This window comes from Streptomyces sp. NPDC093094, assembly GCF_044754345.1.
In the GTDB taxonomy this organism is placed as follows: Bacteria; Actinomycetota; Actinomycetes; order Streptomycetales; family Streptomycetaceae; genus Streptomyces.
Window position 1 is genome coordinate 214249 of the sequence record NZ_JBIVOX010000002.1, and the last position, 14435, is coordinate 228683.

The following is a 14435-nucleotide window of genomic DNA, read 5'->3' on the forward strand; positions in this document are numbered from 1 at the left end:
GCGGCACCGTCCTGCCCGGCCGCGTCCCAGGGCGTCATCCGACGGCCGGCGGCGTCTTCGCGGGCTGCTGCTCCAGGGCCTCCAGGGCGATCCTGATCGCCTCGTCGAGCTGGGTGTCCCGGCCCGCCGCCCAGTCCTGGGGGCGCTGCACCACCTCCACGTCCGGGTCGACGCCGTGGTTCTCCACCCCCCAGCCCGGACCCTCCAGCCAGAACGCGTACTTGGGCTGGGTGATCAGCGTGCCGTCGACCAGGCGGTAGCGGTTGTCGATGCCGACCACACCGCCCCAGGTGCGGACACCGACCACCGGGCCGAGGCCGAGCGCCTTGATCGCGGCGTTGACGATGTCGCCGTCGGAGCCGGAGAACTCGTTGGCGACGGCGACGACCGGACCGCGCGGGGCGTCCTGCGGGTAGCTGTAGGGCCGCATGCCGCGGGGGACGGCCCAGCCGACGATCCGGCGGGCCAGTTTCTCCACGACGAGCTGGGAGGTGTGGCCGCCCCGGTTCTCCCGCACGTCGACGACGAGGCCCTCGCGTGCCACCTCCACCCGCAGGTCGCGGTGGATCTGCGCCCAGCCGGGGGCCTGCATGTCGGGGACGTGGAGATAGCCGAGGCGGCCGCCGGAGGCCCGGTGGACATGGGCGCGGCGGTCGGCGACCCAGTCGTGGTAGCGCAGCGGCTCCTCGTCGGCGAGGGGGACGACCACGACATGGCGGGGGTCGCCGCCGCCGGACGGGGAGACGGTCAGTTCCACCGGCTGGTCCGCCGTCCCCACGAGCAGCGGTCCGGGGCCGGTGACCGGGTCGACGCTCTGCCCGGCCACGGCGACGATCGCGTCCCCCGGGCGGACGGCGACGCCGGGTGCGGCGAGCGGGGAGCGGGCGTCGGGGTCGGAGGTCTCGGTGGGCAGCACCCGGTCGACGCGCCAGGTGCCGTCCTCGTGGCGGGACAGGTCGGCGCCCAGCAGGCCCTGCCGGTCACCGCCGCCGAAGGCGCCGTGCGGGACGACGTAGGCGTGGGAGGTGCCGAGTTCGCCGTGCAGCTCCCACAGCAGGTCCACGAGGTCGTCGTGGGTGGCGACGCGGTCGACGAGAGGGCGGTAGCGGCCGAGGACGGCGTCCCAGTCGACGCCGTTCATGTCCTCGCGCCAGAACTGGTCCCGCATGATCCGGCCGGTCTCGTCGAACATCTGGCGCCATTCGGCGGCCGGGTCGATCACCCGGCGGACGCGGCCGAGGTCGACGGTGACGTTGCTGTCGCTGTCCGCGTCGGAGGAGGCCCTGCGGTCGCTGGGCACGACCCGCAGCCGGTCGCCCGTGCGGAGCAGGACCCGCTTGCCGTCGCCGCTGACCTCGAAGTGGTCGGCGTCGGCGGCGAGATGCTCGATGCGCTGCTGGGCGAGGTCGTAGCGCTCCAGCTCGGTGTGCGGGTCGGGCGAGTCGGGTGTGGCCCGGGAGGCGCCGAGCACTCCGCGCACGGGGTGGCGCAGCCACAGGACACCGTCCTTGGCGGCCCGCAGGTTGGAGTGGCGGGCGGCCTCGACCGGGAAGGGCACGATGCGGTCGGCGAGGCCGTCGAGGTCGACACGGGTGCTCGGGGTGCCCTCGCTGTCGGGTGTCTCGTCCTTGTCGGAGACCTCGAAGGGACGGCCGTGCCGCTGCGGGCCGAACGGCGAGGGCGTCGTCGCGGCGAGCGTGATCAGGTGCGGGCGCGAGCCGGTGACGAAGGCGAGGTCGAAGACGTGCTCGTCGTAGACCGGGTCGAAGGAGCGGTTGGACAGGAACGCCAGGTGCCTGCCGTCGAGGGTGAAGGCGGGCGAGTGGTCCTGGAAGCGCAGCGGGGTCGCCTCGGTGACGGTGAGGTCGGTGGTGTTGGCGAGCTTGAGGTGGCACAGCGGGTGCGGGCCGGGGTGGGACCAGGCGAGCCAGCCGGAGTCGGGCGAGAAGGTGAGGCCGGAGACGTCGCCGTGCTCGCTGCGGTCCAGCTCGCGGACCTCGCCGCTGTCGCGTTCGACGAGCAGGACGCGTCCGTCGTGCGAGGCGACCGCGGCCCGGGAGCCGTCGGGTGCCATGGCGAGGTCGAGGACCCGGCCGAGCCGGCCGGCGGCGATCCGGCGCGGGGTGACTGCGGGCGCGACTCCGGTGGCGGGCGCGAACTCCAGGGCGTCCTCGCCCTCGGCGTCCGTGACCCACACCGCCCACTCCTCGCCCTCGACCCGGAAGGCGCGGGGCAGCCGGGCCCGTACGCCGGGCTCTGCGGCGAGCGCGCGGACGGGCCCGGAGCGGTGGGTGACCCAGTGGACGGCGCCGCGCACGGCGACCGCGCTGCCGCGGGCCGTGTGGTCGGGGGAGGCGGACCCGAACCAGCGGGAGGCGTCCACCGGGTGCGGCCTGCGGTCGGTGCGCTGACCGCCCAGCCGGATGTCCAGGCGGCGCGGCTCGGCCCCCTCCAGGTCGTCCAGCAGCCACAGTTCACCGGCGCTCGCGTACACCACCCGGTGGCCGTCGCTCGTGGCGTGACGGGCGTAGAAGCCGTCGAGCGGGGTGTGGCGGCGCAGGTCGGAGCCGTCGGCGAGGGAGGAGTAGAGGGCTCCGGTGCCCTCGTGGTCGGACAGGAACGCGATGCGCCCGCCCGCCCAGCAGGGCTGCTCGATGTTGCCGTCCAGGGCTTCGTGCAGCCGGACGAACTCGCCGTCGCCGTCGGGGTCGATCCACAGTCTGCCCGCGGTGCCGCCCCGGTAGCGCTTCCAGTAGGCGGCCTCGCGGCCCATCGGCCCGGACAGCAGCACGGTGGCCGGGCCGAACGCCACGTCCCCGACCGGGCCGTGGGGCAGGGTCGTCGCCGGGCTGCCGTCGAGCGGGACCGCGTGCGCCCAGGTGCGGCGCAGGGTGGCCTGGCCGTGGGTGCTGACGGCGAGGACCCGGCCGTCGGGGGTCCAGCCGCGCACCTGGGTCTTCCAGCTCCCCCAGTGCGTCAGCCGCTCGGCGGGGCCGCCGGAGGCCGGGGCGACATGCACCTCGGGGGCGCCGTCACGGGTGGAGGTCCAGGCGACCGTGGCGCCGTCGGGCGAGATGCGCGGGGTGCTCACGGGCACGTTGTCGGCGCTGACCCGCCAGGCCCGGCCGCCGTCGAGCGGCGCGAGCCAGACGTCGTCCTCGGCCGTGAAGGCCACCGACTCGCCGTGCAGGTGCGGGAAGCGGAGGTACGCCGGTATGGCGGAGGTCTGCGTCACGCGATCAAGCCTATGCAGCCGGGGCTCGCGGGGCCGGGGGTTCGGATCACTTGCCCTCGACCGGACGGCACTGCGGGTAGCGGTCGCACCAGACGGTCTCGGTGACGGTCACCGTGACCCCGGGGCGCGGCACTCCCGCCGGCGGAGCGCCGGTCGCGTCGCAGTTGCCGAGCCCCTGGACGTGGAACCACTCCTTGCCGTCGATCTTCGCGGTGAGATCGCCGCGCACGCACGCGCCGTCGACGGCCCGGGTGACCTTGCCGGCCACCGTGATGTCCTTGCCGTCGCCGGTCTCGCCCTGGCAGTCGACGGTCGCGACGTCGTCGGCCGTCGCGGACGGGGACGCACCGCCGCCGTCGACGCGCGCGGTGCAGGTCAGCCAGCGCACGTCCGCCTTCCGGCGCTCCAGTTCACCGGTCGCCAGCTGGTCGGTGGTGTACGCCACCGTCGCCGTGCTCAGCCCGCCGACCGGGTCGCAGGCCGCCGCGCCGGCCGCGGACAGCACCGCGAGCGCCAGCGCGGCCGTCACCCGCCGCCCTCGCCGTCCCGGTGCTCCGCGCCCCGCGGGCCGCGCCTGCCGTCCGTTCCAAATCCGCCGCAATGCCCCCATGGAGGGCAGCGTCCCACTGTCCCGGCCGTCGCGGTAGACCGCATACGGTCACTCCTGTGCGGCCCGGCCCCGGTTCAGCCGCGCAGCAGCAGCCATTCCTGAAGCTCCACCAGGTTGCCCTCGGGGTCCTTGAGATGGGCGACCCGCATGCGGTCGGACAGGGGCGCCGGGCCGTGCAGCAGCTCCGCGCCGCGGCCGGTGATCTGCTCGCAGTACGCGTCGAGGTCGTCCACCCGCAGCACGACCAGGGAGCGGTGCCCGGCCGCCGGCTCGCCCAGCTCGCCCAGCACCGCGGCCATCATGGCCCGGTCCTGGAGCGCGATGCCCGCCGAACCGGTGGCGGGGCTGAACTTCTCGTACGGGCCGTCGGCCGCGCCGGACTGCGGCTTGAGGCCGAGGACGTCGGCGTAGAAGCGGTAGCAGGCGCCGAAGTCGGTGACCAGCAGCCTGACCTGTGCGAGCTCCACGGTGTTCCCTCTGTTCGTCAGGACCAGCGGCCGGTGCGTCCCAGCAGCAGGGCCGCGGCCGCCGTTCCCGCGGTCGATGTCCTCAGCACCGTACGCCCCAGGACGTACGCCTTCGCGCCCGCCTCTCCGAAGAGTGCCAACTCCTCCGGGGAGATGCCTCCTTCGGGGCCGACGACCAGCACGATCTCGCCCTCGGCGGGGAGTTCGGCGGTGGCGAGACGCTCCTGGCCGCTCTCGTGGAGCACGGCGGCGAAGTCGGCTTCGGCGAGAAGTGCGGCAACCTGCTTGCTCGTCGCGGCGTCCGCGACCTCCGGGAAGCGCACCCGGCGGGACTGCTTGCCGGCCTCGCGGGCGGTGGCCCGCCACTTGGCGAGCGCCTTCAGCCCGCGCTCGCCCTTCCACTGGGTGATGCAGCGGGAGGCGGCCCACGGCACGATCGCGTCGACGCCGGTCTCCGTCATCGTCTCCACGGCGAGTTCGCCGCGGTCGCCCTTGGGCAGTGCCTGGACGACGGTGATACGGGGCTGCTCGGCCGGCTCCTCCTCGACGGAGCGCAGCTCCACCACGAGCCGGTCCTTGCCCTCGGCGGCCCTGACCACGCCCTGCGCCCAGCGCCCGCGGCCGTCGGTGAGGACGACGTCCTCGCCGGGCCGCAGCCGCTTCACGGAGACGGCGTGCCTTCCCTCGGGGCCGTCGAGCACGAACTCGCGTCCGTGGTGGCCGAGTTGTTCGACGACGAACACCGGAGCCGTCATCAGAGTGCACCTCCTTGTGCCGGGTTCTCCGACAACGCTGTCCTCGCGGCGGCGAGTTCGCCGGCCAGCACCTCCACCAGCTGCCCCGCGGGCAGCTCGCGCGCCATGCGGTGCCCCTGTCCCGCCCACAGCGCCATGCCCTGGGCGTCACCTGCCTTCGCGGCCGCCTTGCGCAGCGGCGCGGTGAGGTGGTGGACGTCGGGGTAGGCGGCGGGCGCGTACGGGCCGTGCTCGCGCAGGAAGCGGTTCACCAGACCGCGTGCCGGGCGGCCGGAGAACGCGCGGGTGAGCTCGGTGCGCACGAACAGCGGGTTGGTCAGGGCCTCCTTGTGCACGGCGGGCGCGCCGGACTCGGGAGTGGCGAGGAACGCGGTGCCGAGCTGGGCGGCGCTCGCGCCCGCGGCGAGCACTGCGGCGATCTGGCTGCCGCGCATGATGCCCCCGGCGGCGACGATCGGCAGGGCGACGGCCTCGCGGACCTGGGCGACCAGGGACAGCACCCCGATGCCGCAGCCGTCCGTCTCGGACAGGTCGCGGTGGGTGCCCTGGTGGCCGCCGGCCTCGACGCCCTGCACGATCACCGCGTCGGCACCGGCCCGTTCGACCGCGAGGGCCTCGTCGACGGTGGTCGCGGTGACGAGGGTGAGGGTGCCGGCGCGGCGCAGGGCCTGGAGGGCCTCGGGGGTGGGCACGCCGAAGTGGAAGGAGACCGCGGGTACCGGGTTGTCGAGGAGGACGGCGAGCTTGGCGTCGTAGCCGTCGTCACGGCCGCTGTCCGGGTCGCCCAGCTCGGTCTCGTACCAGGCGGCCTCGCCGGCGAGCTGGTGGGCGTAGACGCCGACCGCGGCGGGGTCCGCGTGGTCGGGCTGGGGCATGAAGAGGTTCACGCCGAAGGGCCGGGAGGTCAGCCCGCGCAGCTGCTTGATCTCCTGGTACATGCCGTCCGCCGTCTTGTACCCGGCGGCCAGGAACCCCAGCCCGCCGGCCTCGGACACGGCGGCGGCGAGCTGCGGCACGGAGCCGCCGCCCGCCATGGGGGCCTGCACGATCGGGTACGGGAGAAATCCGGTCAGCGCGGAGGACATGAGCGCATGTTGTCACGTCCTCCGAACAAGTCCGAATCGGCCCTTCCGCACGGCATAGGCCGTTGGCACGGGTGACTTCGCCCGCTTGTGAACGTGCCTGCCCGGGGGTGATTCCCGGGTCCCCGGCAGCGGGCCCGGCACGTGTCAGCGGCCGCTGAACGCGCCCTTCGGCCGCGGGAACAGCCCCTGCCGTCCCGGCCTGCCGTGCCGGCCCGGGGGACGCGCCCCCGGATCCCCGGCAGCAGGCCGGCACGCGTCAGCGGCCGTTGAACGCGTCCTTCAGCCGCGAGAACAGCCCCTGCTGCCCCGGCTGGAACTGGCCCGTCGGGCGTTCCTCGCCGCGCAGTTTGGCCAGCTCGCGCAGCAGGCGTTCCTGCTCCGGGTCGAGCTTGGTCGGGGTCTGCACCTCGACGTGGACGATCAGGTCGCCCCGGCCGCCGCCGCGCAGATGCGTGACGCCCCGGTTGTGCAGCGGGATCGACTGGCCGGACTGGGTGCCGGGCCGGATGTCGACCTCCTCCATGCCGTCCAGCGTCTCCAGCGGCACCTTGGTGCCGAGGGCCGCCGCCGTCATCGGGATCGTCACCGTGCAGTGCAGGTCGTCGCCGCGCCGCTGGAACATCGCGTGCGGCAGCTCGTGGATCTCGACGTACAGGTCGCCGGCCGGACCGCCGCCGGGGCCGACCTCGCCCTCGCCCGCGAGCTGGATGCGCGTGCCGTTGTCCACACCCGCCGGGATCTTCACCGTGAGGGTGCGCCGGGAGCGGACCCGGCCGTCGCCCGCGCACTCCGGGCACGGCGTCGGCACGACGGTGCCGAAGCCCTGGCACTGAGGGCAGGGCCGCGAGGTCATGACCTGGCCCAGGAACGACCGGGTGACCTGCGAGACCTCACCGCGGCCGCGGCACATGTCACAGGTCTGCGCGGAGGTGCCCGGCGCGGCGCCCTCGCCGTTGCAGGTGTTGCAGACGACGGCCGTGTCGACCTGGATGTCCTTGGTCGTGCCGAACGCGGCCTCGTCGAGCTCGACGTCGATCCGGATCATCGCGTCCTGGCCGCGCCGGGTGCGCGAGCGCGGCCCGCGCTGCGACGCCGTGCCGAAGAACGCGTCCATGATGTCGGAGAAGTTGCCGAAGCCACCCGCGCCGAAGCCGCCCGCGCCGGCCCCGCCGGCCTGCGAGAGCGGGTCGCCCCCGAGGTCGTAGACCTGCTTCTTCTGCGGGTCCGACAGCACCTCGTAAGCGGCGTTGATCTCCTTGAACCGCTCCTGGGTCTTCGGATCCGGGTTGACGTCCGGGTGCAGCTCGCGCGCGAGCCGCCGGAAGGCCTTCTTGATCTCTTCCTGCGACGCGTCGCGACGCACGCCGAGCACGGCGTAGTAGTCCGTGGCCACTTACGACTCCGCCAGGATCTGTCCGACGTAACGTGCCACTGCGCGTACCGCTCCCATCGTTCCCGGGTAATCCATGCGGGTCGGTCCGACCACGCCGAGCTTGGCGACTGCCTCGCCGCCCGAACCGTAGCCCACCGAGACCACCGACGTGGAGTTGAGTCCCTCATAGGCGTTCTCGTGACCGATGCGCACGGTCATGCCCGAATCTCCCGCCTCGCCCAGGAGCTTGAGGAGCACGACCTGCTCCTCCAGTGCCTCCAGGACGGGACGGATGGTGAGGGGGAAGTCATGTCCGAAGCGGGTGAGATTGGCGGTGCCGCCGATCATCAGCCGTTCCTCGGTCTGTTCGACGAGCGTCTCCAGGAGGGTGGAGAGCACCGTGTGCACCGTGCCGCGGTCCTCCGGTTCGAACGCCTCGGGGAGATCCTGCACCAGCTGCGGCACATCCGTGAAGCGCCGGCCCGCGACCCGGCTGTTCAGCCGCGCCCGCAGGTCCGCCAGCGAGTTCTCGCCGAACGGCGCCGGGCAGTCGACCATCCGCTGCTCGACCCGGCCGGTGTCGGTGATCAGCACCAGCATCACCCGGGCCGGGGCCATCGACAGCAGCTCCACGTGCCGCACGGTGGACCGGGTCAGCGACGGGTACTGCACGACCGCGACCTGCCGCGTGAGCTGCGCGAGCAGCCGCACGGTGCGGGCCACGACGTCGTCGAGGTCGACGGCGCCGTCGAGGAAGTTCTGGATGGCACGCCGCTCCGGCGCGGTCAGCGGCTTGACCTCGGCGAGCTTGTCGACGAACAGCCGGTAGCCCTTGTCGGTCGGGATCCGCCCGGCGCTGGTGTGCGGCTGCGCGATGTAGCCCTCGTCCTCCAGGGCCGCCATGTCGTTGCGCACGGTCGCCGGGGAGACGCCCAGGCTGTGCCGCTCGGTGAGCGCCTTGGAGCCGACCGGCTCCTCGGTGCCGACATAGTCCTGGACGATGGCGCGCAGCACCTGGAGCCTTCGTTCACTGAGCATCGCGCACACCTCCAGAATTCGGTCGCCCTGGCCGTCCGGCCGCTCCCCTGGCACTCTGCGCATACGAGTGCCAGCCTTACCGGCCCAGTGTACGGCCGTCGGGTGGGCCTCCGGCAAGACAGGTCCTTCGCCGCCGTGCCGTGAGCGGGGGTCACCGCTAGCGTCGCCGTATGACGGTGACTTGGGAAGACCTGGGGTGGGAGCGGCTTGCGGCCGGGGTCGGCCGGTGCCGTCTTCCCGTGTGGGACTGCACCGCCGGGCTGGTCGTCGGGGACGGCGCCGCCCTGCTGATCGACGCGGGTTCGAGCCTGCGCGAGGGGGCCGCGCTGCGCACGCGGGCGGAATGGTTGTCCGGCTCGGGTGTGACTCATCTCGCGCTCACCCATCCCCACTTCGACCATGTCTTCGGCGCGGCGGCGTTCCCCGGCGCGGAGGTGTTCGGCGCGGTGGGCGCGGCCGGGGCCCTGACGGGGGCACACGCGCGTGAGGCGCTGCGGGCGGACGCGGTCGGCAACGGTCTGGACGAGGGCGCGGCGCGCGAGGCGGCGGACGCCCTGGTGGAACCGCGCCACCACGTCTCGGGCGAGTGGACGCTCGACCTGGGCGGCGGGCGGCAGGTCCTGCTGGCCAACGTCGGTCCCGGTCACACCGCCCACGACCTCGTGGTCCTCGTCCCCGGCTCCCCCGAGACGGTCTTCTGCGGCGACCTGGTCGAGGAGTCCGGCGAGCCCCAGGCTGGTCCGGACGCCGTGCCCTCGCGCTGGCCGGACGCCCTGGACCGGCTGCTGGCCCTCGGCGGGGAGGACGCGCTGTACGTGCCCGGCCACGGATCGGTGGTGGACGCCGGGTTCGTACGACGGCAGCGCGACGAGCTGGCGAAGCGCTTCGGCGTGTCGCCCTGACGGGCCCCGCGTTTCTCCTATCGTCATCCGAATGCGCGAGTACTCCACCGACCTGACTCCTCCCTGGAAGAAACCGCGCCCCGTGCAGGAGGTGGCGGCGGAGCCGGGTCTGGTGGTCGAGGAGCCCGGCACCGGCTTCTGCGGCGCGGTGATCCGCTGCGAGGCGGGCACGGTCACCCTGGAGGACCGCTTCGGCAGGCACCGGGTGTTCCCGCTGGAGCCGGGCGGCTTCCTGCTGGAGGGGCGTCCGGTCACGCTCGTACGGCCGCCGTCGGGGCCGGTACGTCCCTCCCGCACGGCGTCCGGCTCGGTGGCGGTGCCCGGCGCCCGGGCCCGGGTGGCGAGGGCGGGCCGCATCTACGTCGAGGGCCGGCACGACGCCGAGCTGGTCGAGAAGGTGTGGGGCGACGACCTGCGCGTCGAGGGCGTGGTGGTCGAGTACCTGGAGGGTGTGGACGACCTGCCGTCGATCGTGGCGGACTTCGCGCCGGGCCCCGACGCCCGCCTGGGCGTGCTGGTGGACCATCTGGTCCCCGGCTCCAAGGAGTGGCGCATCGCGCGGGAGGTCACCAGCGAGCACGCGCTGGTCGTGGGCCACCCGTACATCGACGTCTGGGAGGCCGTGAAGCCGTCCTCGCTGGGCATCCCGGGCTGGCCGAGGGTGCCGCACGGGCAGGACTGGAAGACGGGCGTGTGCCGGGCCCTGGGCTGGCCCTCGGACAACACGGGCGCGGTGTGGCAGGCGATCCTGAGACGGGTGGGGTCCTACAAGGACCTGGAGCCGGAGCTGCTGGGGCGGGTGGAGGAGCTGATCGACTTCGTCACGGCGCAGCGCTGAGCGGCGGAAGGGTTCCGAACCGGCTCGTGTCGAGATCGATGTCGATGATCGGCAGCGGCACCGGATCTCCGAACTTACGGGTACGCCCGCTCTGGTAGTCCGCCGTCGGGCCTGTGCCGACAGGTTCCGTCATCACCAGGCATGTGGCCTTGAAAGGGTCGATCAGCAGGTAGACGGGCACACCCCCGGCAGCGTAGATCGACCGCTTCTCCACGTAGTCCCGATGCACGCTGGTCCTCGAGACGACCTCGACGAGCATGGTGACGGCCGGGGACGGCACGAGGCGCCCGGGACCGTCGTCGGCGCCGATCTCCAGAACGACCAGATCGGGTTGAGGTTCGCTCTCCTCACGGGGGAAGGCGACGTCCTGCGTCTGGAGCCGCTCCCACCGGTCGGAGGGGATCTGGTCCTGCACGGACTGCACGATGCGGTTGTGGACCTTGTCGGGTCCGGCCATCATCACGATTTCCCCCCGGATGAGCTCAGCCTTGAAGCCCTCGGGAACCACAAGGTTCTCGAAGACGTCGTGCACCCGGCGATCATCCACAGCGGTCATCTCCGTGGCCCTCCGAATCCGCCGCGTCCTTTGGGCGGCAGCCTACGAACCAGGTTAGGGACCGAACCTCCGTTCCGCGGCGATTCACCCGCCGGGGTGATTCAGTCCACCAGGTCCCGTACGACCGCGTCGGCCAGCAGCCGCCCCCGCAGGGTCAGCACCGCGCGGCCCTCGTCGTACGGCCCCGGCTGGAGCAGTCCGTCGGACAGGGCGCGGCGGGCGGCACGCAGACCGTCCGCCTTCAGCAGGGACAGCGGTACGCCCTCGCGCAGCCTCAGCTCCAGCAGGATCCGCTCGACCCTGCGGTCCTCGTCCGTCAGCAGCTCGCGGCCGGCTCCCGGGGAGCGGCCCTCGGCGAGCGCCGCGGCGTAGGCGCCGGGGTGCTTGACGTTCCACCAGCGCACGCCGCCGACGTGGGAGTGCGCCCCCGGGCCCGCGCCCCACCAGTCGGCGCCGCGCCAGTACAGCTCGTTGTGCAGACAGCGGCCCGCCTCGGAGGCCGCCCAGTTGGAGACCTCGTACCAGTCGAAGCCGGCCGCCGACAGGGCCTCCTCCGCGATCAGGTACCGGTCGGCGTGGACGTCGTCGTCGGTCATGGGGACCTCGCCCCGGCGGATCCGGCGCGCGAGCTGCGTGCCCTCCTCGACGATCAGGGCGTACGCGCTGACGTGGTCCGGCCCGGCCCCCAGCGCCGCCTCCAGGGAGGCCCGCCAGTCGTCGTCGGACTCCCCCGGGGTGCCGTAGATCAGGTCGAGGTTGACGTGCTCGAAGCCCGCCGCGCGCGCCTCCGCGACGCATGCCTCGGGCCGGCCCGGGGTGTGGGTGCGGTCGAGGACCTTCAGCACATGCCGCCTGGCGCTCTGCATGCCGAAGGAGATCCGGTTGAAGCCGCCCGCACGGAGGGTGTCCAGGTACTCCGGGCCGACCGACTCCGGGTTGGCCTCCGTCGTCACCTCGGCGCCGGGCGCCAGGCCGAACTCCTCGCGGACGGCCTCCAGCATCCGTACGAGGTCGTCCGCGGCCAGCAGGGTCGGCGTGCCGCCGCCGACGAAGACCGTGCGGACCTCGCGGGGGTCGTCGCCGAGCACCTTGCGCGCCAGGCGGATCTCGTCGATCAGGGTCTCGGCGTAGTTGTCGCGGGAGGCGAGCACACCGCCGGTGCCGCGCAGCTCGGTCGCGGTGTAGGTGTTGAAGTCGCAGTAGCCGCAGCGGGTCGCGCAGTACGGGACGTGCAGGTAGAAGCCGAGAGGCCGGTCGGCGGCCCCGGCGAGCGCGGCTGCGGGCAGCGCGCCGTCGGCGGGGACGGGCTCGCCGTCGGGGAGTGCGGAAGGCATGTCCTCCAGTGTCCCTCATGCCCGGGCCTGCCCTGTCCGGGCCGGTCAGGGCAGGGCAGGCCGGTCAGGGCAGGCCGGTCAGGGCAGGCCGGTCAGGGCAGGCCGGTCAGGGCAGGCCGGGCGGTCGGGTCCGGGCCGGTCAGGGCAGGCCGGGCGGTCGGGTCCGGGCCGGTCAGGGCAGGCCGGGGCGGTCGGGTCCGGGCCGGTCAGGGCAGGCCCGGGCGGTCGGGTCGGGTCTCGATCGCCTCGGTCCGCCCGGCCCCGGTCTCCTCGGCCTGGAGCACCAGCAGGGCGAGGTCGTCCTCCGGGGGACGGCCGCCGAAGTCGTGCACGAGCCGGCGGATGCGTTCCGCGATCAGCTCGGCCTCCAGGCCCGCGCAGCCGGCGAGCGCGGCCGCGAGTCCGTCGCCGTCGTCGAACTGCCGGGAGCCGTCGCGGCGCTCGGTGACCCCGTCGGTGACGCACAGCAGGCTGTCACCGGGCCACAGCTCGAAGGTCTCGCTGGTGTACGTCTCGTCCTCGACGACGCCGAGCAGGGTCTGCGGCCGCGCGGCGGTGCGGACGCTGCCGTCGGGGCCGAGCAGCAGGGGCAGCGGATGGCCCGCGGAGGCCAGGGTGCAGCGCACCCCGCCGCCCCGCAGGGGCACGAGCTCGCCGAAGAGGAGGGACAGGAAGCGGGTCTGCGGGCCGTCGCCGGGCGCGGCCGGGCCGACCAGGGCGCGCGCGGCGGCGTCGGCGGCCTCGGTGGCGTCGTCGAGGAGGAGCTGGTTGAGACGGTCCAGGACGTCGGCGACGCGGTAGCCCTCGCGGGCCAGCAGCCGCAGCCAGGGCCGGGCCAGGCCGATGACGACGGCGGCCTCGGGGCCCTTGCCCTGGACGTCGCCGACGGCGAAGCACCAGCGGCCGTCGCCGGCCGGGAAGAGGTCGTAGAAGTCACCGCTCGGCCCGCCCTTGTCGCACGGCTCGTACACGAGCGCGCTGCGCACCCCGGGGATCGCGGCGACCGCGCCGGGCAGCAGTCCGCGCTGGAGGACGGCGCTGATGGTGGCCTGGCGGGCGTACTGGCGGGCCGCGCCGATCGCGAGGGCGACGCGCCGGGCGAGGTCCTCCACGAGGCCGGTGATCTCGTCGGGGAAGCGCAGGACGCCGGTGCGGCCGATGACGAGGGTGCCCAGCGGGCGTCCGCCGGCGATCAGCCGGTAGGCGAGCGCCGAGCCGTGCGGGGTGCCGGGGGCGAGGGCCGCGGCGGGCCACGGGTAGGCCACGGGCCCGGAGCGCAGGCCGCCGCCCGGGCGGGGCGGTTCCTTCTCCAGGACGCGGCGCAGTTCCTCGGCCCGGTCCTCGCTGCCGTGCCAGACCCGGCCGAGCCGGGGTCCGGGCAGGCCGCCGCCCTCGCTCCAGCCGCGTCCGGTGAGCTCGTCCTCCAGCCAGACCGCGCACCAGTCGGCGAGCCGCGGCACGATCAGCTGGCCGGTGAGCGCGACCACCAGATCCTCGTCGAGCTGTCCGGCGAGCAGATCGGACGCCTCGGCGAGGAAGGACAGCGCGCCCCGTCCGAGCCAGTCGCCCTCACGGTCCGCGCGCTGCGGCTCCGGGGCGAGCAGGGCGGCGGCGTCGAGCGCCGTGCCGGGATCGCAGCCCGTGTCCTCCCCGGCGGTCAGCCGCGCCCACACCGTCTTGGCGTCCCCGCGGTAGGTGACGCCCCACGCCTCGGCGAGGCCGGCGACCAGCCGCAGGCCCCGGCCGTGCTCCCGGGTCTCGGCGGGAGTGCCGCGCGGCGGGCGCACCGGGTGCCGGTCGGTGACCTCGACGACGAGGGCCGCGTCGTCCGGTTCCAGCCGGCAGTGCAGCTCGATGTCCGTCCCCGCGTGCACCACGGCGTTGGTGACGAGTTCGCTGACGACGACCAGCGCGTCCCCGGCCGCCCGCTCGCCGAACTCCTCGGCCCCCGGCAGTCCGCGTTCCTCCCATTCCCGGAACGCGCCCCGGGCCAGCGCCCGCGCCGTTCCCGGCGCGAGGGGGCCGCCGCCGAGCGTCGTACGGAAGCGCGCGCGGGCATCGGAGGCAACGGTTTCCCGTTGCACCGGAATGGCCCCCATGAACGGCTCCCGAGCGGTCGGACGACGACACCTGTATCGACCGCCAGCGTGACAGAAAGGGCTCGCTCATAAGCGCCGTGTCACCGATTCCGGCCACGCCTGCCGATATCCGTGCTACGGTGCCGCGCCCTTCCTCCTCGGGGC

The 14435-nt window shown here is 74.1% G+C and carries 12 protein-coding genes; 2 read left to right on the plus strand and 10 right to left on the minus strand.

Translation table 11 applies throughout. From position 1 onward, the window contains the following. Nucleotides 1-34 precede the first annotated feature (34 nt). The 7 genes from ACIQGV_RS03825 to hrcA form a co-directional block, all read right to left on the minus strand. Entirely contained in the window at nucleotides 35-3235 is a 3201-nt protein-coding gene (locus tag ACIQGV_RS03825) for a S41 family peptidase (protein ID WP_402490008.1), read from the minus strand. Between the two features lie 46 nt (nucleotides 3236-3281). Next, nucleotides 3282-3845 carry a hypothetical protein gene (locus ACIQGV_RS03830; protein WP_402490011.1) on the minus strand — a complete coding sequence of 188 codons (564 nt, stop codon included), beginning with the start codon at nucleotides 3843-3845 and terminating at the stop codon, nucleotides 3282-3284. Nucleotides 3846-3919: 74 nt separating this feature from the next. Continuing rightward, nucleotides 3920-4312, minus strand: a complete 393-nt coding sequence (locus tag ACIQGV_RS03835; RefSeq protein WP_402490013.1) for a VOC family protein — start codon at nucleotides 4310-4312, stop codon at nucleotides 3920-3922. Nucleotides 4313-4329: 17 nt separating this feature from the next. After that, on the minus strand, nucleotides 4330-5067 hold the full coding sequence (locus tag ACIQGV_RS03840; RefSeq protein ID WP_402490015.1) for a 16S rRNA (uracil(1498)-N(3))-methyltransferase: 738 nt from the start codon (nucleotides 5065-5067) through the stop codon (nucleotides 4330-4332). After that, nucleotides 5067-6152, minus strand: coding sequence for a nitronate monooxygenase (locus ACIQGV_RS03845; RefSeq protein WP_402490018.1), 1086 nt, complete (start codon nucleotides 6150-6152; stop codon nucleotides 5067-5069). Before ACIQGV_RS03845 ends, ACIQGV_RS03840 begins: the two co-directional genes overlap by 1 nt. Before the next feature lie 256 nt (nucleotides 6153-6408). Beyond that, nucleotides 6409-7545 carry a molecular chaperone DnaJ gene (gene dnaJ / locus ACIQGV_RS03850; RefSeq protein WP_402490021.1) on the minus strand — a complete coding sequence of 379 codons (1137 nt, stop codon included), beginning with the start codon at nucleotides 7543-7545 and terminating at the stop codon, nucleotides 6409-6411. Further along, nucleotides 7546-8562, minus strand: coding sequence for a heat-inducible transcriptional repressor HrcA (gene hrcA / locus ACIQGV_RS03855; RefSeq protein WP_402490024.1), 1017 nt, complete (start codon nucleotides 8560-8562; stop codon nucleotides 7546-7548). 170 nt (nucleotides 8563-8732) lie between these two features. Here hrcA and ACIQGV_RS03860 point away from each other — a divergent pair, with 170 nt between their 5' ends. Next, nucleotides 8733-9464 (plus strand): MBL fold metallo-hydrolase, encoded by a 732-nt coding sequence (locus tag ACIQGV_RS03860; RefSeq protein ID WP_402490027.1) that lies wholly within the window; start codon nucleotides 8733-8735, stop codon nucleotides 9462-9464. Nucleotides 9465-9495: 31 nt separating this feature from the next. Continuing rightward, nucleotides 9496-10302 carry a DUF3097 domain-containing protein gene (locus tag ACIQGV_RS03865; RefSeq protein ID WP_402490030.1) on the plus strand — a complete coding sequence of 269 codons (807 nt, stop codon included), beginning with the start codon at nucleotides 9496-9498 and terminating at the stop codon, nucleotides 10300-10302. On the opposite strand, the gene ACIQGV_RS03870 is transcribed toward ACIQGV_RS03865, so the two are convergent. The 3 genes from ACIQGV_RS03870 to ACIQGV_RS03880 form a co-directional block, all read right to left on the minus strand. Continuing rightward, nucleotides 10286-10858, minus strand: coding sequence for a Uma2 family endonuclease (locus tag ACIQGV_RS03870; RefSeq protein ID WP_402490033.1), 573 nt, complete (start codon nucleotides 10856-10858; stop codon nucleotides 10286-10288). The genes ACIQGV_RS03865 and ACIQGV_RS03870 overlap by 17 nt on opposite strands. 101 nt (nucleotides 10859-10959) lie before the next feature. Then, nucleotides 10960-12192 (minus strand): radical SAM family heme chaperone HemW, encoded by a 1233-nt coding sequence (hemW, locus tag ACIQGV_RS03875; protein ID WP_402490036.1) that lies wholly within the window; start codon nucleotides 12190-12192, stop codon nucleotides 10960-10962. A gap of 206 nt (nucleotides 12193-12398) precedes the next feature. After that, entirely contained in the window at nucleotides 12399-14291 is a 1893-nt protein-coding gene (locus ACIQGV_RS03880) for a SpoIIE family protein phosphatase (protein WP_402490039.1), read from the minus strand. Nucleotides 14292-14435: the final 144 nt, after the last annotated feature.